General features: G+C 63.8%; 21 protein-coding genes. 2 read left to right on the top strand and 19 right to left on the bottom strand.

Going from position 1 to position 20,138, the window contains the following annotated elements; all coding sequences use genetic code 11:
- Window positions 1-6 precede the first annotated feature (6 nt).
- The 9 genes from mltG to DMX12_RS24615 form a co-directional block, all read right to left on the bottom strand.
- Window positions 7-1,191, bottom strand: a complete 1,185-nt coding sequence (gene mltG, locus DMX12_RS24655; RefSeq protein WP_110679706.1) for an endolytic transglycosylase MltG — start codon at window positions 1,189-1,191, stop codon at window positions 7-9.
- Between the two features lie 4 nt (window positions 1,192-1,195).
- On the bottom strand, window positions 1,196-2,011 hold the full coding sequence (gene pabC / locus DMX12_RS24650; protein WP_110679705.1) for an aminodeoxychorismate lyase: 816 nt from the start codon (window positions 2,009-2,011) through the stop codon (window positions 1,196-1,198).
- On the bottom strand, window positions 2,011-3,255 hold the full coding sequence (gene fabF, locus DMX12_RS24645) for a beta-ketoacyl-ACP synthase II (RefSeq protein WP_009685064.1): 1,245 nt from the start codon (window positions 3,253-3,255) through the stop codon (window positions 2,011-2,013). The genes pabC and fabF overlap by 1 nt, the downstream gene beginning before the upstream one ends.
- A gap of 187 nt (window positions 3,256-3,442) precedes the next feature.
- Entirely contained in the window at window positions 3,443-3,679 is a 237-nt protein-coding gene (acpP, locus tag DMX12_RS24640) for an acyl carrier protein (RefSeq protein WP_110679704.1), read from the bottom strand.
- 202 nt (window positions 3,680-3,881) lie between these two features.
- Complete coding sequence (fabG, locus tag DMX12_RS24635; RefSeq protein ID WP_110679703.1) at window positions 3,882-4,622, bottom strand: 3-oxoacyl-ACP reductase FabG; 741 nt, start codon at window positions 4,620-4,622, stop codon at window positions 3,882-3,884.
- 15 nt (window positions 4,623-4,637) lie between these two features.
- Complete coding sequence (gene fabD / locus DMX12_RS24630; RefSeq protein ID WP_082414728.1) at window positions 4,638-5,576, bottom strand: ACP S-malonyltransferase; 939 nt, start codon at window positions 5,574-5,576, stop codon at window positions 4,638-4,640.
- Window positions 5,577-5,741: 165 nt separating this feature from the next.
- The gene (plsX, locus tag DMX12_RS24625) at window positions 5,742-6,752 is read right to left on the bottom strand and encodes a phosphate acyltransferase PlsX (protein WP_082416259.1); all 1,011 of its coding nucleotides are present in this window, start codon (window positions 6,750-6,752) and stop codon (window positions 5,742-5,744) included.
- 3 nt (window positions 6,753-6,755) lie between these two features.
- Window positions 6,756-6,938 (bottom strand): 50S ribosomal protein L32, encoded by a 183-nt coding sequence (gene rpmF, locus DMX12_RS24620; protein ID WP_029887079.1) that lies wholly within the window; start codon window positions 6,936-6,938, stop codon window positions 6,756-6,758.
- 13 nt (window positions 6,939-6,951) lie between these two features.
- Entirely contained in the window at window positions 6,952-7,479 is a 528-nt protein-coding gene (locus tag DMX12_RS24615) for a YceD family protein (protein WP_012313431.1), read from the bottom strand.
- A 96-nt stretch (window positions 7,480-7,575) separates the two neighbouring features.
- On the opposite strand from DMX12_RS24615, the gene DMX12_RS24610 reads away from it, so the two are divergent.
- Window positions 7,576-8,154: a nucleoside triphosphate pyrophosphatase gene (locus tag DMX12_RS24610; protein WP_110679702.1), complete on the top strand. Its 579-nt coding sequence runs from the start codon at window positions 7,576-7,578 to the stop codon at window positions 8,152-8,154.
- Between the two features lie 123 nt (window positions 8,155-8,277).
- On the opposite strand, the gene DMX12_RS24600 is transcribed toward DMX12_RS24610, so the two are convergent.
- The 3 genes from DMX12_RS24600 to rluC are packed head-to-tail and all read right to left on the bottom strand — an operon-like array spanning window position 8,278 to window position 10,908.
- Window positions 8,278-9,267: a S49 family peptidase gene (locus DMX12_RS24600; RefSeq protein ID WP_110679700.1), complete on the bottom strand. Its 990-nt coding sequence runs from the start codon at window positions 9,265-9,267 to the stop codon at window positions 8,278-8,280.
- A gap of 6 nt (window positions 9,268-9,273) precedes the next feature.
- Window positions 9,274-9,948: an HAD family hydrolase gene (locus DMX12_RS24595; RefSeq protein ID WP_110679699.1), complete on the bottom strand. Its 675-nt coding sequence runs from the start codon at window positions 9,946-9,948 to the stop codon at window positions 9,274-9,276.
- A 3-nt stretch (window positions 9,949-9,951) separates the two neighbouring features.
- Window positions 9,952-10,908, bottom strand: a complete 957-nt coding sequence (gene rluC / locus DMX12_RS24590) for a 23S rRNA pseudouridine(955/2504/2580) synthase RluC (protein WP_009685075.1) — start codon at window positions 10,906-10,908, stop codon at window positions 9,952-9,954.
- Window positions 10,909-11,709: 801 nt separating this feature from the next.
- On the opposite strand from rluC, the gene rne reads away from it, so the two are divergent.
- The gene (rne, locus tag DMX12_RS24580) at window positions 11,710-14,943 is read left to right on the top strand and encodes a ribonuclease E (protein WP_177411286.1); all 3,234 of its coding nucleotides are present in this window, start codon (window positions 11,710-11,712) and stop codon (window positions 14,941-14,943) included.
- Window positions 14,944-15,169: 226 nt separating this feature from the next.
- Here the strand turns inward: rne and murB are convergent, their stop codons facing one another.
- From murB to DMX12_RS24545, 7 genes are read right to left on the bottom strand one after another with little or no spacing between them, the layout of a single operon-like run.
- Window positions 15,170-16,189 carry a UDP-N-acetylmuramate dehydrogenase gene (gene murB, locus DMX12_RS24575; protein ID WP_054905784.1) on the bottom strand — a complete coding sequence of 340 codons (1,020 nt, stop codon included), beginning with the start codon at window positions 16,187-16,189 and terminating at the stop codon, window positions 15,170-15,172.
- Complete coding sequence (locus DMX12_RS24570; RefSeq protein ID WP_009685205.1) at window positions 16,186-16,650, bottom strand: low molecular weight protein-tyrosine-phosphatase; 465 nt, start codon at window positions 16,648-16,650, stop codon at window positions 16,186-16,188. Before DMX12_RS24570 ends, murB begins: the two co-directional genes overlap by 4 nt.
- Entirely contained in the window at window positions 16,650-17,414 is a 765-nt protein-coding gene (kdsB, locus tag DMX12_RS24565; protein ID WP_110679697.1) for a 3-deoxy-manno-octulosonate cytidylyltransferase, read from the bottom strand. The genes DMX12_RS24570 and kdsB overlap by 1 nt, the downstream gene beginning before the upstream one ends.
- Window positions 17,411-17,596 (bottom strand): Trm112 family protein, encoded by a 186-nt coding sequence (locus tag DMX12_RS24560; RefSeq protein ID WP_003247142.1) that lies wholly within the window; start codon window positions 17,594-17,596, stop codon window positions 17,411-17,413. Before DMX12_RS24560 ends, kdsB begins: the two co-directional genes overlap by 4 nt.
- Window positions 17,597-17,639: 43 nt before the next feature.
- Window positions 17,640-18,641: a tetraacyldisaccharide 4'-kinase gene (lpxK, locus tag DMX12_RS24555; RefSeq protein ID WP_110679696.1), complete on the bottom strand. Its 1,002-nt coding sequence runs from the start codon at window positions 18,639-18,641 to the stop codon at window positions 17,640-17,642.
- Window positions 18,641-19,075 (bottom strand): biopolymer transporter ExbD, encoded by a 435-nt coding sequence (locus DMX12_RS24550; protein WP_110679695.1) that lies wholly within the window; start codon window positions 19,073-19,075, stop codon window positions 18,641-18,643. The genes lpxK and DMX12_RS24550 overlap by 1 nt, the downstream gene beginning before the upstream one ends.
- Window positions 19,072-19,707 (bottom strand): MotA/TolQ/ExbB proton channel family protein, encoded by a 636-nt coding sequence (locus DMX12_RS24545; protein ID WP_110679694.1) that lies wholly within the window; start codon window positions 19,705-19,707, stop codon window positions 19,072-19,074. The genes DMX12_RS24550 and DMX12_RS24545 overlap by 4 nt, the downstream gene beginning before the upstream one ends.
- Window positions 19,708-20,138: the final 431 nt, after the last annotated feature.

The raw sequence follows: 20,138 nt of genomic DNA, 5'->3' as shown, positions 1-20,138 counted from the left end.
CAGTCCTTAATCTTGTTCGTCAGGCGTTGCCGGCTCGGCCGCCTGGGCATCACCGGCGGGAGCGGCCGGCGCCGGCTGCGCAGCCGGCTCATCGGGTACCGGCTGCTCTTCGCCGGCGGCTGGCGCAGCGTCGTCGGCGCCCGGCTTTGCCGGCTGCTGCGGCGCGGGGCTGGAGCGATAGTCTGCCCGCCGCTTGAGCTGAAACTCCCGCACCGCCGAGTTGTGATCGTTGAGGTCGTCGGAGAACACATGGCTGCCGTCGCCACGGGCGACGAAGTACAGGCTGGTGCCATCGGCCGGGTTAAGCGCCGCGTGAATCGCCTCGCGGCCGACCATGGCAATCGGCGTGGGCGGCAGGCCAGTGATGGTGTAGGTATTGTAGGGCGTAGGCTCACGCAGGTCGGCACGGGTGATCTTGCCGTTATAGCGCTCACCCATCCCGTAGATAACCGTCGGATCGGTCTGCAGCATCATGCCCAGGCGCAAACGCCGCACGAACACCCCGGCGATCTGCCCGCGCTCTTGGGGGATGCCGGTTTCCTTCTCCACCAGCGAAGCCATGATCAGCGCCTGGTAGGGATCGCGGTACGGCAGGTCGGTGGCGCGCTCGGCCCATTCCTTGGCCAGCACTTCTTCCAGGCGCATGTAGGCCTGCTGCAGCAATTCGACGTCGCTCATGCCGCGCACGAAGCGGTAGGTATCGGGGAAGAACCTGCCCTCAGGGAACACACCGGTATGGCCGAGTTTGTCCATGACCTCGGCGTCCGACAGGCCATCCAGGGTGTGCTTGAGCTTTTCATGCTTGGCCACGGCCGCGCGCAGCTGGCGGAAAGTCCAGCCCTCGACCAGGGTCAGGTTGTATTGCACCACGTCGCCCCGGCGCCAGGCGTCGAACAGTTGCTCGACGGTCATGCCAGGGGTGAGGCGGTATTCGCCGGTGTGCAGCGGGGTACCGGCCATGTTGAAACGCCAGTACAGGCGCAACCAGACGGCGTCGTCGAGCAGCCCTTCGGTTTGCATGCGGTAGAACATGCGGTTGGGGGTGGTGCCATTGGGCACGTCGAGCAGGCGTTCCTGCGTGACATGCAGTGGCTGCTCCAGGACCGAGTTGATTTTCCAGGCCGACCAGCCTAGCGCCAGACCGGCGAGGATCAGACCCATTTCCAGCAGCAGCAGGAATTTACGTCTCACGAATTCAGGTTTCCAGTAACGTACGGGCAACGGCCTGCAGTTTTCGGGTAAGCGGGCCCGGCGACCAGTTTAACGCGGCAAGCCCGCGCACGGGCCACACGCCATAGACGCTGTTGCAAACAAATACTTCATCGGCCTGCTCCAGCGCACCATACGGCAGGTCGCAGACGTTGGCCGTAATACCCTGCAAGCGCGCCTGTTCGAGCAAGGCACCGCGCATGACCCCGGCCACGCCACAACGGCTGAGGTCGGCAGTAAAAAGCACGCCGTCGCGCACCAGGAACAGATTGCTGTATACCCCTTCGATCACCCGGCCTTGCCCGTCACACATCAGGCCCTCGGCATGGTCACTGTCCTGCCATTCGGCACGGGCCAGCACCTGCTCAAGGCGGTTGAGGTGTTTGAGCCCGGCCAGCAACGGTTGTTCCCCAAGCCGTGTCTGGCAGGGGAACAAGCGTACGCCCTGCTCGGCATGGGCAACAGGATAGCTGGGTAATGGGCCGCCCTGCAGGATACGCCGGGGCACGGCATCGGCAACCGGCGCGTAACCACGCTGGCTGTCGCCACGGGTGAGGATGAGTTTGGCTACCCCGTCGCCGAGCTGGCCGGCGTAGCGCAGCAATTCCTCACGCACCTGCGCCAGGTCGGCGCCAATCGCCAGCCGCTGGCAACCCAGCGCCAGGCGAGCGAGATGGCCATCCAGAAGGCTGGGCCGGCCATGCCGAACGGCGATGGTTTCGAAAAGACCATCGCCGTAAGCCAGCCCGCGGTTCTGCAGATTGAGCGCAGTCGCGGGCTGGCCGTCGATCCAGCTGAGCATCAACCGGCGAACCGGCGGAACACCAGCGAGCCGTTGGTGCCACCAAAGCCGAACGAGTTCGACAACACCACATCGATCGGCATGCTGCGCGCCTGGTGCGGCACGAAGTCCAGGTCGCAACCCTCGTCCGGTTCGTCCAGGTTGATGGTCGGGGGCGCCATCTGGCTGTTGATCGCCAGCACACTGAAGATCGCTTCTACCGCGCCAGCCGCCCCCAGCAGGTGGCCGGTCATCGACTTGGTCGAGCTGACTGCCAGCTTGTAGGCGTGGTCGCCGAATACGCGCTTGATCGCCGCCACCTCGGCAATGTCGCCCGCGGGGGTCGAAGTGCCATGAGCGTTGATGTAGCTCACGTGTTCCGGCTGGATGCCAGCATCGCGCAGGGCGTTGGCCATGCAGCGCGCAGCGCCTTCACCGGAGTCTGGTGGCGAGGTCATGTGATAGGCGTCGCCGCTCATGCCAAAACCGATCAACTCGGCATAGATGGTCGCCCCACGGGCCTGGGCATGCTCCAGTTCTTCGAGCACCAAGGCACCGGCACCGTCGGACAGCACGAAACCGTCGCGGCCTTTGTCCCATGGGCGGCTGGCGCGGGCAGGCTCGTCGTTGCGGGTGGACAGCGCGCGCGAAGCACCGAAGCCACCCATGCCCAGCCCGCAAGCGGCCATTTCGGCGCCGCCGGCAATCATTACGTCGGCTTCACCGTAGGCGATATTGCGCGCGGCCATGCCGATGCAATGGGTGCCGGTGGTGCAGGCCGTGGCAATGGCGTAGTTGGGGCCCTGCAGGCCCAGGTGGATCGACAGGAAACCCGAGATCATGTTGATGATCGAGCCCGGCACGAAGAATGGCGAAATGCGACGCGGCCCCGAGTCATGCAGGGTGCGGCTGGTTTCTTCGATGTTGGTCAGGCCACCGATCCCCGACCCCATGGCCACGCCGATGCGCTCGCGGTTGGCGTCGGTGACTTCCAGGCCGGCATTACGCACCGCCTGGAACCCGGCCGCCAGGCCGTACTGGATGAACAGGTCGAGTTTGCGGGCCTCTTTGGCCGACAGGTACTGCTCCACCTCGAAGCCTTTCACCGAGCCGCCAAAACGGGTGGAGTAGGCAGACAGGTCCGTGTGTTCGATCGGACCGATGCCACTGCGGCCAGCCAGAATGCCCTGCCAGGTGCTCGGTACATCGGTACCCAGTGGCGACAGCATACCCATACCGGTGACCACGACGCGTCTACGCGACACAGTACTCTCCTTTTCTAATAACAGAGTCTCTTGGCATTGCATTCAAGCGCTGGAATGAAATGGCAACAGGCTCTTGGTGCGCGGTGAACGAGGCGGCCTGGACAATACGCGGCGCTCGCAAAGAAAAAACCGCACGCCAGCGAAGGCAGTGCGGTTTTCCCCGACAAGTAGCGTCGACGGTAACGTCTTAAGCCTGGTGGTTCTTGACGTAGTCGATAGCAGCTTGAACGGTAGTGATCTTCTCGGCTTCTTCGTCAGGGATTTCGGTCTCGAATTCCTCTTCCAGAGCCATCACCAGTTCAACGGTGTCAAGCGAATCGGCACCCAGGTCATCCACGAAGGACTTCTCAGCAGTCACTTCTTCTGCCTTGACGCCCAGTTGCTCGGCGACGATATTCTTGACGCGTTCTTCGATGGTGCTCATACCTAGTTTTCACTCCTAATGGATATATGCAGGCAGCTGGCCGGTGGCTAATTTTATAGAAAGACGTTCGCTTTTCAAGCTGAACCTGCCTTCAGGCTAGTCACCGCACCCGCTGTCTGGAATCTGATTGCAGCTTTATAACGGATTTTAGGCTCGCAGTATGACTCTTTTTTTACGAAATCCGTCACATTGAGTTGCAGGGTTACATGTACATCCCGCCGTTGACCGGCACGGTTGCACCGGTTACATAGGCTGCACCGTCCGAAGCCAGGAACGAAACCACCTTGGCAATTTCGTCGGCCTGCCCCAGGCGGCCCAGTGGAATCTGGGTTTGCAGGGCTTCGCGCTGCGCTTCAGGCAGTTCGCGGGTCATGTCGGTATCGATGAAACCAGGGGTCACCGAGTTGACGGTAATGCCACGCGAACCGACTTCACGCGCCAGGGCGCGGCTGAAGCCTTCCAGCCCGGCCTTGGCAGCCGCATAGTTGGCCTGGCCAGCGTTACCCATGGCACCGACGACCGAGCCGATGCTGATGATACGACCCCAACGGGCCTTGGTCATGCCACGCAGCACGCCCTTGGACAGACGGTAGAGGCTGTTCAGGTTGGTGTCGATCACGTCGAACCATTCGTCGTCTTTCATGCGCAGCATGAGGTTGTCCCGGGTGATGCCGGCGTTGTTGACCAGAATGGCCGGGGCGCCGAACTGCTCGCCAATGGCAGCCAGTACCGCGTCAACCGACTCGGCGCTGGTCACGTTCAGTTCCATGCCGGTGCCGGTGATACCGTGCTCTTTCAGGGTGGTGGCGATACGCTCGGCGCCGGAGGCCGAAGTGGCGGTACCAATCACGGTTGCGCCCTGGCGGCCCAGTTCCAGGGCGATGGCCTGGCCAATGCCACGGCTGGCGCCAGTGACCAGTGCAACTTTACCTTGCAGGCTCATGCAAGCTTCTCCAAATCAGGCCAGTGCCGCGCGGGTGGCGGCAACGGCGTCAGGGGTATTGAGGTTGTAAGTGGTCACGCCATCGGCGCAACGCTTGTTCAGGCCAGCCAGGACTTTGCCCGGGCCGCACTCGACCAGATTGACTGCACCATTGGCCGCCAGGGCCTGCACGCACTCAACCCAGCGTACCGGCTGGTACAGCTGCGCCAGCAGGTCCTGCTTGAGGGCATCGAGGTCGGCCGCGATGGCGGCGGTGACGTTCTGCACCACCGGGATCTGCGGGGCCTTCCACTCGATGGCGTTGACCGCATCGGCAAAGCGCTCGGCAGCCGGCTTCATCAGGGCGCAGTGCGAAGGCACGCTGACGGCCAGCGGCAGGGCGCGCTTGGCGCCTTTGGCCTTGCACAGCTCCATGGCGCGGTCGACCGCCGCCTTGTTGCCGGCGATGACCACCTGCCCTGGCGAGTTGAAGTTGACGGCACTGACCACTTCATCTTCAGCCGCTTCGGCGCACAGCTCCACGACCACAGCGTCGTCGAGGCCGAGGATGGCGGCCATGGCCCCGTGCCCGGCAGGTACCGCTTCCTGCATCAGCTGGCCACGGCGCTCGACCAGGCGCACAGCGTCTTTCAGGCTGATGCTGCCGGCAGCGACCAGGGCGCTGTATTCACCCAGGCTATGACCGGACACGAAAGCTGGCGTGGCACCGCCCTCTTCCAGCCACAGACGCCACAGCGCGATGGACGCGGCGAGGATCGCCGGCTGCGTCTTGTCAGTCTGGTTGAGTTGCTCTTCCGGACCTTCCTGAACCAGCTTCCACAGGTCGTAACCGAGAGCTTCAGAAGCTTCCTTGAAGGTTTCGATGATCACTGGCTTCTCGGCGCCGAGCTCGGCGAGCATGCCCAGCGACTGGGAACCTTGACCGGGAAAGACGAATGCGAGAGATGCAGACATTGAACAAGCCCTTATGATCTTGTCGTCGGATAGGGTACGCCAGGCCTTGGGCCAGGCGCGGAATCTGAAAGCTTGGATGAAGACGCAGACCAAGCGGTCACATTTAAGCACTTCATCGGGGATATGCCTAAGGTCTTTGTTTGCCTGCCCGGGCCCCGTCGCAGGCTAAAGCAGCAGGTCCTCCAAACGCCCGTGCAAACGCTGCGGCAGATTCTCCTGAATCTCGATCAACGCCCGCTGGATGGCACTCTGGAACCCCTGAACGCCCGCAGAGCCATGGCTCTTGATGACGATACCCTGCAAACCCAGGAAACTCGCGCCATTGTGCCGCGCCGGCGCCAGGTCGGCCTGCAGGCGCTTGAGCAGGGGCATGGCCACGGCTCCAGCGGCCCGCGCCAGCAACCCGCCCTTGAACAATTGCTCGATCCGCGCACCGATCATGGTGGCCAGGCCCTCGCTGGACTTGAGCAGAATATTGCCAACGAAGCCGTCGCACACCACCACATCCGCCTCGCCACGGTAGAGCCCGTCACCTTCGACAAAGCCCACATAGTTGAGCCCGCGGGCATTGTGCAACAGGCTTGCCGCCAACTTGACCTGCTGGTTGCCCTTGATGTCCTCGGTACCGATGTTCAGCAACGCCACCCGCGGGCGGTGAACACCCAGGGCCTGGGCGGCCACCGACCCCATCACGGCGAACTGGTACAGGTTTTCGGCACTGCAATCGACATTGGCGCCCAGGTCGAGCAACTGGCAGTAACCGGCCTGGGTCGGGATCGCCGCCACCATGGCCGGGCGGTCGATACCCGGCAGGGTCTTGAGCACGAAGCGTGACAATGCCATCAGCGCGCCAGTGTTGCCGGCACTGACGCAGGCCTGGGCCTTGCCATCACGCACCAGTTCCAGGGCGATGCGCATGGACGAGTCCGGCTTGCCACGCAGCACTTGGGATGGCCGCTCGTCCATGCCGACCACTTCACTGGCGGCGACGATTTGCAGGCGCGCGCGATCCGCAGCCGCAAGGCCGCTGACAAGATCTTCCAGGAGGGAGGGTTGACCGACGAGGGTCAGGTGCAACGAGGGGGTAGCGGAAAGGCAGGCAATGCTAGCCTGAACAATGCTGCGGGGACCGAAGTCCCCGCCCATTGCGTCGATCGCGATGACCTGAGCGGACAAGGATTACTCGTCAGCGCCCTTGTCGACCACTTTGCGACCACGGTATACGCCTTCTGGCGAAACGTGGTGGCGCAGGTGGACTTCACCGGTGGACTTGTCTACCGACAGCGCGTTTTCCGACAGAGCGTCGTGCGAACGGCGCATGTCACGGGCAGAGCGGGATTTTTTGTTCTGCTGAACAGCCATAATTGATTAACTCCTAAACGTTTGGGTCACGCTTTAACTGCGCCAAAACACTGAACGGGTTGGACCGCGATACCTCGTCCTTGCTCGATTCGGGCTCGTCTGCGCCCGCCGGCTGCTGGCATTCTTCCGGATGATGAGCAGGCACGATTGGCAGGGCGAGCAGAAGCTCCTCCTCGATCAATGCCTGCAGATCCAAAGGATCTTCGCCCAGTTCCAGCACGTCATAGCCTTTCGGCAACGACTGGGTATTCGCACCCTCCTTCACCACAGCGTAAGTGCATTCGCTATGGATCGGCAGGGTGACCAGCTCAAGACAACGCTGGCAAACCATTTTGACTTCGACGTCCAGCTCGCTGTGGATAACCACCACGTGCTGTTCATCTCGTTCAAAATCGAACTTCGCCTGCACCGTACCGACATTGTCGGAAAGCGGGTCGCAGAGTCTTTCCAAATCAGCGAGCTGCAGCGAACCGTTAAGGGTTACGCCACGATCGGCTAATTTGCGCGGGTCAACGTGAGGTGGAATCGGGTCATTCAACATAGGCGCAGCATAATAGGGATGCCCCCCGCCCCTGTCAAAGGAAATTAGGCGGCATCGTGCGTGATAGAATTTGTTCAACTGAATCAGGAGTCTACCATGCTTCCTCTGTTACTGGCTTCCAGCTCTGCCTATCGCCGCGAACTGCTCGCCCGCCTGCAGCTGCCTTTCACCTGGGCAAGCCCCGACATAGACGAGCAGCGCCACGCCGGCGAGCCAGCACCAGAACTGGTGCAGCGCCTGGCCAGGCAGAAGGCCGAGGCGCTGGCGGGCAACCACCCCGGGCACCTGATCATCGGCTCGGACCAGGTGGCGGTGCTGGGCGAACAGGTGCTGGGCAAGCCGCAGACCTTCGAGCGCGCGTGCGAACAACTGCTGGCGTGCAGCGGGCAGCAGGTGTGCTTCCTGACCGGGCTGGCACTGCTTAACAGCGCCACCGGCCAATGCCAGGTTGATTGCATACCGTTTACCGTGACCTTGCGCGAACTGAGCCCCGAGCAGGTGGAGCGCTATGTCGCTGCGGAGCAGCCGCTGGACTGCGCCGGCAGCTTCAAGGCGGAGGGGTTGGGGGTGAGTTTGTTTCAGAGCACCCATGGCTGCGACGCCACCAGCCTGATCGGGCTACCGTTGATTCGGCTGGTGGACATGCTGACCAAGGAAGGGGTGGTGATTCCTTGAGGGCCTGGGGGCGCTTTGCGCCCCATCGCCGGCAAGTCGGCTCCCACAGGTACTGCACAAGTTTTGAGAACTGTGGGGTGCCTGTGGGAGCCGGCTTGCCGGCGATGGGGCCAGAACAGGCTATCAGCGCAGCTGTGGCCCCTGGAAGCCCATCCACATGGCCAGGTGCTCAGCCACACTGGCCCCGACCCGCTTGGAGAAGCGGTCAAACGGCGATTCCTGCACGGTGAAGTCCACCAGCTCCTTCTCGCCCACGATCTCGCGGGCCACATAGCTGGCACTGCCCAGCCCATCCACCAGCCCCAGCGACTTGGCTTGTTCACCCGACCACACCAGGCCACTGAACAGCTCCGGGTGCTCCTTGTCTTTCAGGCGCTCGCCGCGGCCCTGCTTGACCATGGCGATGAACTGGTTGTGCGTGGTGTCCAGCACCCCTTGCCAGAACCGCGTCTCCTCGGGCTTTTCCGGCGAGAACGGATCAAGGAACGCCTTGTGCTCACCCGAGGTGTAGGCGCGGCGCTCGACACCCAGCTTTTCCATGGTACCGACGAAGCCATAGCCGGCCGCCGTTACCCCGATGGACCCGACCAGGCTGGCCTTGTCGGCGTAGATCTCGTCTGCCGCACTGGCAATGTAGTAGGCACCGGACGCCCCCAGGTCGGCGATTACCGCGTACAGCTTGATGGCCGGGTATTCGGCACGCAGGCGGCGGATTTCGTCGTACACGTAACCGGCCTGCACCGGGCTGCCACCCGGGCTGTTGATGCGCATTACCACCGCCTTGGTCTTGCTGTCCTTGAAGGCCTCACGCAGGCTCTTGACGATATTGTCTGCGCTGGCTGCCTCCTGGTCGGCAATCACGCCACGCACCTCGACCAGTGCGGTATGGCTGGCACCGCGCGAGGCCGCCTTGTCCATATCCATCAGCGGCGAGAACAGCGCCATGATGCCGAACAGGTAAACGAAGGTCAGCAGCTTGAAAAAAATACCCCAGCGCCGTGAGCGGCGCTGCTCCTGCACACTGGCCAACAGGGTCTTTTCCAGCAGTTGCCAGCTCTTGCGCTCTTCGCGCTCCCCGGGCTCGGCCTCGGGGGCTTTCCATTCGTCTGCCATGCTCACCTACCTTGGAAGTGGAATTGCGGCCCCAGCCAACCACTCGCGCAGCTGGGAAAAATGCTCGATGCATAACTGCGGACCGAACTCGGCCAGCGCCTGTAGCGACATGGCACCATAGCCCACGGCCACCGAATGCATGCCGGCATTGCTGGCCATTTGCAGGTCGAATGCCGAATCTCCGACCATCAGCGCACGCTGCGGTTCTACACCACAATGGCCGAGAATTTCCTCGAGCATCAGCGGGTGTGGCTTGCCACGGGTTTCATCAGCGGCGCGGGTAATGTCGAAAAACGCCTGCCAGCCGTTGGCCTTGAGCACCCGATCGAGGCCGCGACGGGCCTTGCCGGTGGCCACCGCCAGGCGGTAACCCTCGGCGCGGAAGGCGTCCAGCGACTCGCTCACCCCCTCGAACAGCGGCGAAGGCTGCTGATCCAGGGCGGTGTAGATATCAGCGTAGTGCTGACGGAAGCTTTCGACCTGAACGGGCTCCAGGTGCGGGTACAGGGTATGGATGGCCTCGTCCAGGGCCAGGCCGATGATGCCCTTGATCGCATCATCACTGCGTTGCGCCTCACCGGCACGCACGGCAGCCGCGTTCATGGACTCGACGATGCGCCCGATGGAGTCGGCCAGCGTGCCGTCCCAGTCGAAGATCAGCAGTTCATAAGCTTTTTTCATAGGTCACGGCGCACTCAGCCGCTCCACCGTCTTGGCCCAGACTTCGTCCACCGGCGCTTCAAGCTTGAGCTCGCCACCGTCCGGCAGCGGCACGGTCAGCGCGTAGGCGTGCAGGAACAGGCGCTTGCCACCCAACTCGCGAATTTCGCGGCTGAAATCTTCGTCGCCGTATTTGTTGTCGCCGGCGATCATGTGCCCGGCATGCAGGGTATGCACGCGAATCTGGTGGGTACGCCCGGTGATCGGCCGCGCCTCGACAATGGTGGCGAAATCGCCGAAGCGACGCAGCACGCGGAACAGGGTCAGCGCCTCCTTGCCCTCATCGTTCACCTCGACCATACGCTCGCCCGAGCGCAGGTTGCTTTTGAGCAGGGGCGCGTTGACCTGTTTCTTGGCCGTGGGCCAGTGGCCCCGCACCAATGCCATGTAGCGCTTGTCCACGCCATCACCGCGCAGCGCCGCATGCAGGTGGCGCAACATGCTGCGCTTCTTGGCGATCATCAGCAGGCCGGAGGTGTCGCGGTCCAGGCGATGCACCAGCTCCAGCTCCTTGGCGTCAGGGCGCAGCTGGCGCAGCGCCTCGATCACGCCGAAGCTCAGGCCACTACCGCCATGCACGGCGATGCCGGCCGGCTTGTTCATCACGATCAGCGCCTTGTCTTCATAGACGATGGCCGCCTCCAGGCGCTGCAACAGCCCCTGGGCGACCGGTGCCGGCTCGTCGCGCTCCGGCAGGCGGACGGGCGGCACCCGCACGATATCGCCGGCCTGGATCTTGTACTCGGGTTTCACGCGGCCCTTGTTGACCCGCACCTCACCCTTGCGCAGGATGCGGTAGACCAGCGTCTTGGGCACGCCCTTGAGCGCCGTGATGAGGAAATTGTCGATGCGTTGGCCGGCAAGCTCCGGCGCGACTTCGATCAGCTGTACGCCGGAAGTCGGAGGGGTATTGGTCGTCATGGCGGGAATCATAACAATTTTTTATGGAATTGAAGCACTTAATCATTGCTGCTATAGTCGCGAACGCCGCCAAAAGTGGCAGGCCAGCAAAACCAGGCCCTGGGCCGGTTGCTGACCTACGCAATTCTCCAGGACGCGAGGCCGTCCTACGGGGTTTTCGCCAGTTTACCGAATTGCCTGGAATCGCCACCAGCGCTGTGTAGAGAAGACCGAAAAAAAACGACAAGTGTGGTTGTTCACCTGCTTACCCGATTCTTTTCGTTGTAGCTCTGCCCGCCCCCGTCGCTTCCACGCAACGCAAGGCGAATGCTCCGGAAACAACAGCCTTGGACATGTAATGGCGTCAGCTTCCCATTCGAAGCTGGCGAAAAATGCAACCCGTTGCGGATTCAGCGCGCGGCAGCACCCGAATTATCAGGGATACGTGCAGGGTGGAGATGCACAGCCCTCGGACCGTGTAGCACCGCGTCCGGCCAGCAGCCGATTGAAGGCTGGTGAGCGGATAAGGTCCTGAACAGATGCCCCCGGGCGTCCACGGCTGACGGTTGATTCCTCCTCCTGACTGAGTGCACACGGCCCGCTTGGTTGATTCGGATACCCATTCGAAGCCACCGGGGCCTTGTTGGCACCGCAGCAAACAGGACGCGTCGTCGCGACAACGGCAGGCTGGGCAACCGGCTGGTGCCGAACGTTGCTCGACACGGGGGTGGCCCGGCCACCCTTTGCGCACCTTGGCACCGACCATGAGACGTCGTGTGTGCCGAACGCCGTTTCCGGCAGCCCGGAAACCGACGGTACAACATGAAAAGAATGCTGATTAACGCAACTCAACCCGAAGAGTTGCGTGTAGCCCTGGTGGACGGCCAACGTCTCTACGACCTGGACATCGAGTCCGGCGCGCGTGAGCAGAAAAAGGCCAACATCTACAAAGGCAAGATCACCCGCATCGAACCCAGCCTCGAAGCCGCCTTCGTCGACTTCGGTTCCGAACGTCACGGCTTCCTGCCGCTGAAAGAAATCTCCCGCGAATACTTCAAGAAAACCCCGGAAGGCCGGGTAAACATCAAGGAAGTGCTCAGCGAAGGCCAGGAAGTCATCGTTCAGGTCGAGAAGGAAGAGCGTGGCAACAAAGGTGCCGCCCTCACCACCTTCATCAGCCTGGCCGGCCGCTACCTGGTACTGATGCCCAACAACCCGCGCGCCGGTGGCATCTCGCGCCGCATCGAAGGCGAAGAGCGCAACGAACTGCGCGAAGCCCTGAACGGCCTGACCGTACCGGGCGACATGGGCCTGATCGTGCGCACTGCCGGCCTGGGCCGCAGCAGCGAAGAAATGCAGTGGGACCTGGACTACCTGCTGCAATTGTGGACCGCCATCAAGGAAGCGTCCCTGGACCGCGCCGCGCCGTTCCTGATCTACCAGGAAAGCAACGTCATCATCCGCGCCATCCGCGACTACCTGCGCCAGGACATCGGCGAAGTATTGATCGACAGCATCGACGCCCAGGAAGAAGCCCTGACCTTCATCCGCCAGGTGATGCCGCAGTACGCCAGCAAGGTCAAGCTCTACGAAGACAGCGTGCCGCTGTTCAACCGCTTCCAGATCGAAAGCCAGATCGAAACCGCCTTCCAGCGCGTGGTCGACCTGCCGTCCGGTGGCTCGATCGTGATCGACCCGACCGAAGCCCTGGTGTCCATCGACATCAACTCGGCACGCGCCACCAAAGGCAGCGACATCGAAGAAACCGCCCTGCAGACCAACCTGGAAGCGGCCGAGGAAATCGCCCGCCAGCTGCGCCTGCGTGACATCGGCGGCCTGATCGTCATCGACTTCATCGACATGACCCCGGCCAAGAACCAGCGCGCCGTCGAAGAGCGCGTGCGTGAGTGCCTGGAAGCCGACCGCGCCCGCGTGCAGGTTGGCCGCATCTCGCGCTTTGGCCTGCTGGAAATGTCCCGTCAGCGCCTGCGCCCATCGCTGGGTGAAAGCAGCGGCATCGTCTGCCCACGTTGCTCCGGCACCGGCATCATCCGTGACGTCGAGTCGCTCTCGCTGGCCATCCTGCGCCTGATCGAAGAAGAAGCCCTGAAAGACCGCACCGCCGAAGTGCGTGCCCAGGTGCCAATCCCGGTAGCAGCGTTCCTGCTCAACGAAAAGCGTAATTCCATCACCAAGATCGAGCTGCGCACCCGTGCGCGCATCATCATCCTGCCGAACGATCACCTGGAAACCCCGCACTTCGAAGTCCAGCGCCTGCGCGACGACAACCCGGAAGTGCTGAACAACCAGTCCAGCTACGAAATCGCCGCCAGCGAAACCGAAGAAGCACCACAACCGACTGCCACCCGTACCCTGGTTCGCCAGGAAGCGGCCGTGAAAACCGCCCCGGCCCGCGCCAATGCACCGGTACCGGCCGCCGCCGAAGAGCAGCAGCCTGCACCGGCCGCCGCCGCCGCGCCGAGCGCGCCGGAGCCAAGCCTGTTCAAGGGCCTGGTCAAGTCGCTGGTCAGCCTGTTCGCCGGCAAGGACGAGCCTGCCGCTGCCCCGGTCGCCCCTGCCGCCGAGAAACCGGCCGCCGAGCGCAGCCCACGCAACGAAGAACGCCGCAACGGCCGTCAGCAAAGCCGCAACCGCAATGGCCGCCGCGACGAAGAGCGTAAACCACGTGAAGAGCGTGCCGAACGCGCACCACGCGAAGAGCGTCAGCCACGCGAGGAACGCGCTGCGCGTGAAGAACGTGCGCCACGCGAAGAGCGCGCCCCGCGTGAAGAACGTGCGCCACGTGAAGAGCGCGCACCACGCGAAGAGCGTGCACCACGTGAGGAACGCGCCCCACGCCAGCCACGCGAAGACCGCCGTGGCAACCGTGGCGAAGAGCGCGTGCGCGAACTGCGCGAGCCGCTGGATGCCACTCCGCCAGCCGAGCGTGAAGAGCGCCAGCCGCGTGAAGAGCGCGTAGCCCGTGAAGAGCGTGCACCGCGTGAAGAACGCGCCCCGCGTGAAGAGCGTGCTCCGCGCGAAGAACGTGCTCCACGTGAAGAACGTGCCCCGCGCGAAGAGCGTGCCCCACGCCCACCCCGTGAAGAGCGTCAGCCGCGCGCTGCCGAAGAAGCGGCCGAACAGGCTGCCGAGCTGGCCGAAGAGCAACTGCCGAACGAAGAACAGCTGCAAGACGAGCAGGAAGGCACGGATGGCGAGCGTCCGCGCCGCCGCTCGCGTGGCCAGCGTCGCCGCAGCAACCGTCGTGAACGTCAGCGCAATGCCAATGGCGAGCTGATCGACGGCGAAGAAGAAGGCAGCGACGAGCAGCCACAGCAGCACCAGGCCACCGAGCTGGGTGCTGAACTGGCGGCGGGCCTGGCTGTAACTGCAGCGGTTGCTACCAGCAACATCAGCAGCGATGCCGAGGCCCAGGCCAACCAACAGGCCGAGCGCGCCACCGCTGACGTCGTTGCCGCTGCAGCAACCGACAACAGCGAAGCCGCCCAGCCGGTTGAGCAGGCTGAAAAGCTCGAGCAAGTCGAAGTTGTCACCAAGGTTGAAGAAGTGGCCGTGGCCCCAGTGGTCGAGCAGCCGGTCAGCGAGCCTGTGGCCGTGGTCGAGGCAACTGCCGAGCCAGTGGTCGAAGTCGCGCCACAACCGGTCGTCGAAGAAGCGCCTGTTGCCGAGCCGGCCGTGGCTGTCGAAGCTCCGGTAGAAGCTCCAGCTGTCGAAGCCGGTGAAATCGAGCAGGCCCCGACCGTGGTCGAGGCTGCGCCGGCTACCGAACAGCCTGCCCCGGTTGCCGAAGCCCAGCCAGAAGTAGTGGCCGAGCCTGCACCTGTGGCTGTCGAGCCTGCGCCGGTCGCGGCCCCAGCTGTGGTAGAGCCTGCCACTGTCATGCTGGCCAACGGCCGTGCGCCGAATGACCCGCGTGAAGTTCGCCGCCGCAAACGTGAGGCCGAGGCTGCCGCCAAAGCCGCGCAGGAAGCTGCTGCAGCCGCCGGAGAGCCAGCCCTGGAAACCGCCGATGAGCAAAAGCCTCATCATGGTTGATAGCCAAGGCTGAATGAAAAAGCCCCGCCAGTGCGAACTGGCGGGGCTTTTTCTTGGCCTATCACTTTATGTCAGCGCCGGCGCTGCCCTTTGTAGGAGCGGCCTTGTGTCGCGATGGGGCGCGTTGCGGCCCCAGATTTCAGCGTCAATGCAAATATTCCTGGGGCCGCTTTGCGCCCCATCGCGACACAAGGCCGCTCCTACAGGTTCTGCACCGCCCTCTAATTCAGTACAGGTTAGGCTCCATCTCCAGCTCAACCCCGAACCGTTCGAGGATATCGGCCTGGATCCGTCGCGCCAGCGCATGCATCTGCGCCCCGCTCGCCTGGCCATGGTTGACCAGCACCAGCGACTGCAAGCGATGCACCCCGGCATCACCCTCGCGATAGCCCTTCCAGCCTGCCTGCTCGATCAACCAGCCTGCGGCCAGCTTTACCTGACCGTCAGCCTGCGGATAGGCGACCACGCCGGGGTACTGCGCACGGATGCGCGCCACGCATTCGGCCGAAACCACCGGGTTCTTGAAGAAGCTCCCGGCATTACCCAGCTCGGCCGGGTCTGGCAGCTTTTCGCGGCGAATGCTGCAGATCGCATCGCTGATCGCCTGCGCCGTCGGTTCGGTCACGCCCTGCTCTGCCAGGCGCTGGCGGACCGGGCCGTAGTCCAGGTGCGCGTGCAGGGTACGGCTCAAGGCAAACCGCACCCGCAGGATCAACCACCGGCCTGGGTTACGCTTGAATACGCTGTCGCGGTAACCGAAGGCACAGTCCGCCAGCGCGAAGTCGCGCAGCTCGCCCGTCTCGCGGTCCAGGGCCGTAAGGCCGACGAACACATCCTTGATCTCCACCCCGTAGGCACCCACGTTCTGCATGGGTGCAGCGCCCACGGTACCAGGGATCAGGCTGAGGTTCTCCAAGCCGCAAAAACCCTGCGCCAGGGTCCACTGCACGAACGGGTGCCAGGGCTCGCCGGCCTCGGCTTCGACCACCACATGCTCGCCGTCATCACTGAGCACCCGGCGGCCCTGGCTGGCCATGTGCAAGACCAGCGCATCGATATCGCGCGTCAGCAGCAGGTTGCTGCCGCCCCCGATCACCAGCACTGGCAACGCCAGGCGCTGAGCCTGGCTCAGCGCCTGGCGCACATGCAGGTCATTGCGGGCCTGGCTGAAATAACGCGCCTTCACGTCGATGCCGAAGGTGTTGTAAGGCTTGAGCGATACCTGCTCCTGCCATTGCCCGGTCATAACCGCCCCTTGATTTCCAGCACCAGCGCCTGGCAGGCCGATTCGATCAGGTCGAGTACCTGCTCGAAGCCATCGGCGCCGCCGTAGTACGGGTCAGGCACTTCATCCAATGCCGCACCATAGCGGCGCAGGAACAGGTCAAGCTCGCCCGTCGCCGTTGGCGGGCGCAGGGCACGCAGGTCGCGAAGGTTGCTCTCGTCCATGGCCAGCACCAAGTCGTATTCGGCGAAGTGCCGCTGCTTGACCTGCTGCGCGCGTTGCCTGGACAAGTCATAGCCACGCGCCAGCGCCGCCTTGCAGGTGCGGCTGTCGGGTGGTTTGCCAACGTGCCAGTCGCCCGTACCCGCGGAGGCCACCTGCACGCGGTCGGCGAGCCCGGCAGCCTGTAGCTGGTGGCGCAGCACGCCTTCGGCAGTGGGCGAGCGGCAAATGTTGCCCAGGCACACGAACAGTACGCGCATCAGGCCTCCAGCAAGCGCCGTACGCGCTCCAGGTCTTCTGCGGTGTCTACACCCACGGCAGGCGCCTCGATCGCGTCCTCGACGTGGATGCGCACACCGTGCCACAGGGCACGCAACTGCTCCAGGGCTTCGGTCTGCTCCAGCCAGCAGGGGCCCCAGCTGACGAAGTCGTGGAGGAAGCCCACGCGGTAGGCGTACATGCCGATATGGCGGCGGTAAGGCACGCCGGCTGGCAACTGGTCCTGGCCTTTGGCGAAGGTGTCACGCGCCCACGGCAGCGGCGCCCGGCTGAAGCTCAGGGCAAGGCCGTGCTTGTCGCTGACCACCTTCACCGCATTGGGGTTGAACACGGTTTCCGGCTCATGGATCTGCTCGGCCAGGGTGGCGATGGCCGCTTGCGGGTGGGCAGCCAGGTTGGCAGCTACCTGGTCGATGATCACCGGCGGGATCAGCGGCTCGTCACCCTGCACGTTGACCACGATGGCATCGGCCGCCAGGCCCAGTTGCGTCGCCACTTCAGCCAGGCGGTCGGTACCCGACTCATGGTCGACACGGGTCATCAGCACTTCGGCGCCAAATGCCTGGCAAGCTTCGAAGATGCTGGCATCGTCGGTAGCGATGACCACGCGGCTGGCCGCGCTCTTGCGCGCCTGCTCCCATACATGTTGCACCATCGGCTTGCCGGCGATGGCCAGCAGCGGCTTGCCTGGCAAGCGCGTGGAACGCAGGCGGGCAGGAATCACCACGGTGTAGTTCAGGCTCATTTGTCCAGGCGCTCGTCGTCGGTCAGGGTACGTGCTTCACTCTCCAGCATGACCGGGATACCGTCGCGAATCGGGTAGGCCAGGCCGGCACCCTTGCTGATCAGCTCGGTCTTGTCGGCGCTGAGCTTGAGCGGGCCCTTGGTGATCGGGCAGGCGAGGATATCGAGCAGTTTGGTGTCCATTGAAGGCTTCCTTTAGGCCAGATGGCCAGAAATGAAAACGGGCTCAGGGCTTGTGCAGCAAACGCTGCAGCTGGCTGTCGAACCAGGCGCTGAATGCCGGCGTGGGCTGTGCTTCGACAGCCAGGTACCACCAGTCGTCGGCGGCGAAGGCGCGGCATTTCACGGCGTCCTTCTCGGTCATGACCAGCGGTAGCGGTGGGCTGAAGGCCAGGCTCCGGGCGCTGAAGTGTGCATGGTCGGCAAAAGGGTGCGGCAGCGGCTGCCAGTTTAGCCCCTGCAGGGTATTGAAGAAACGTTGCGGGTTGCCGATACCGGCCACCGCGTGCAGGCGCTGGCCGGCGGGAAAGTGGTCGAGTGGGCGGCGTTCGCCACTGCGCAGGTTGACCAGTGCGGATGGCTGCAGGCGCAGGCCAAAGCCACCGGCACGGTCTTCGCCGGCACCATTGAACAGCACCGCATCGGCGCCCTGCAGGCGTTCGGCAGGCTCGCGCAGCGGGCCGGCCGGCAGGCAGCGGCCGTTGCCCAGGCCACGCGCGGCATCGATCAGGACCAGCTCCAGGTCACGTGCCAGGCGGTAGTGTTGCATGCCGTCATCACACAGGATCAGGTCCAGCGGTTCACTGGCCAGCAGGGCCTGCACGGCGCGGGCGCGATCCGGGTCGATCATCAGCGGTACCCCGCTGCGCTGCACGATCAGCAGCGGTTCGTCCCCGGCCTGTTCGGCAGACTGGTCGGCCAACACCCGCCACGGCAACTGCGGCGGTTTGGCGCCATAGCCACGGCTGACCACGCCGACGTTCAGCCCCTGCTGGCGGCAATGCTCGATCAGCCAGAGAATCATCGGTGTCTTGCCGGTGCCACCCACGGTGATATTGCCCACCACGATGACCGGCACCGGTGCGCGGTAGCTGGCACTTTCACCCTTTAGAAAACGCGCGCGCTTGCGCGTGACCACGCGGCGGTACAACGCCTCCAGCGGGCGCAGCAGCGCTAGCGCCGGGTGCCCGGCGTACCAGGCGGCGAGCAGGCGGTCGGCGATAGCCATCAGGGCGTGTCCTGGGCCGCCTCGACGGTGGTCATGCGCAATTGGCTGAAGCCGAGCTTGCCGGCAGCATCCATCGCAGTGACCACAGCCTGGTGCGGGGTCTTGCCATCGGCACTGATGGCCAGCGGCAGCTGGTTGTCACCACCCGACTCACGCTCGATGGCCTCGCTCAGGGTGGCCAGGTCGCTCTTGGGCAGCAGGTGGTTGTTCACCGAGTACACGCCTTCGGCGCTGATGGTGATTTCCACCAGCTTGCCCTGGTCGGCCGGCGCCTGCTCGGCACTGGCGGCCTCCGGCAGCTCGACCCGCAGTTGCGTTTCACGGGTGAAGGTGGTGGTGACCACGAAGAACAGCAGCAGCACGAACACCACGTCGATCAGCGACGCCAGGTTGATGTCGACGTTCTCCCGCTGGCGATTGCGCCGGAACTTCACGCCTTGCCTCCGGTCACTTCCACTTCGCGGTCGCCCTGCAGCACTTCCACCAGCTTGATCGCCTCCTGCTCCATGCCCACCACCAGTTCATCGATGCGGCGCAGCAGGAAACGGTGGAAGAACACCGCCGGAATACCAACCATCAGGCCCGCCGCCGTGGTGACCAGGGCCTTGGAAATACCACCGGCCAGTACCGCGGCGTTGGCGGTCATCTGCGTGCCCATGAAGGCACTGAAGATGTCGATCATGCCCAGCACGGTGCCCAGCAGGCCCAGCAGCGGGGCCATGGCGGCGATGGTGCCGAGGGTGCTGATGTAGCGCTCCAGCTCGTGGATAACGCGCGAAGCTGCCTCTTCGATGCACTCTTTCATGATTTCGCGGCCATGGCGCGAATTGGCCAGGCCCGCGGCGAGGATCTCACCCAGTGGCGAATCGGCGCGCAGCGCCTTGAGTTTGTCACTGGTGAGTTGCTTGTCCTTGATCCATATCCAGACCTGGCCCAGCAAGTGTGGCGGGGTGACGCGGCTGGCGCGCAGGGTCCACAGGCGCTCGATGACGATAGCCATGGCAGCGATGGAGCTCAGAATGATCGGCAGCATCATCCAACCACCGGACTTGACCAATTCCCACACAGTAAACGCCCCTTCGGATAAAGGCCGCCACTCTACCATAGGCACGGCGGAGGCTCATCTGCCGGAGGTCAGGGAGCATGCCTTGGATGGGTATCAGAGCTGACAGGTGCATGCCTTGGGTTTTCCAGCGCCTGTGAGATCGAGCGCCGCCCGCGCGGCGCATCGCCGGCAAGCCGGCTCCCACATCTGTTTCGGGCCAGTCTCTCCTGTGAATTCACCGCTGCACGCCTTGTTCGTCCCCTTCGATATTGAAGGTGTCGCCTCTGCCTTTCATCAATATCCAGCCATGCACCAAGGGTGCGCGCGCCTAAGGTGCAGGAGTAACTGGCCCGAAACAGATGTGGGAGCCGGCTTGCCGGCGATGCGCCGCGCGGGCGGCGCTCGATTTCACAGGCGCTGCAACTGTCATGGCGAACCCCTAGGGCATAGAA

This window comes from Pseudomonas sp. MB-090624 (assembly GCF_003205245.1).
In the GTDB taxonomy this organism is placed as follows: domain Bacteria; phylum Pseudomonadota; class Gammaproteobacteria; order Pseudomonadales; family Pseudomonadaceae; genus Aquipseudomonas; species Aquipseudomonas juntendi.
The sequence above is the reverse complement of the archived record's forward strand: the minus strand, read 5'-3'. Positions and strand labels throughout refer to the sequence as shown.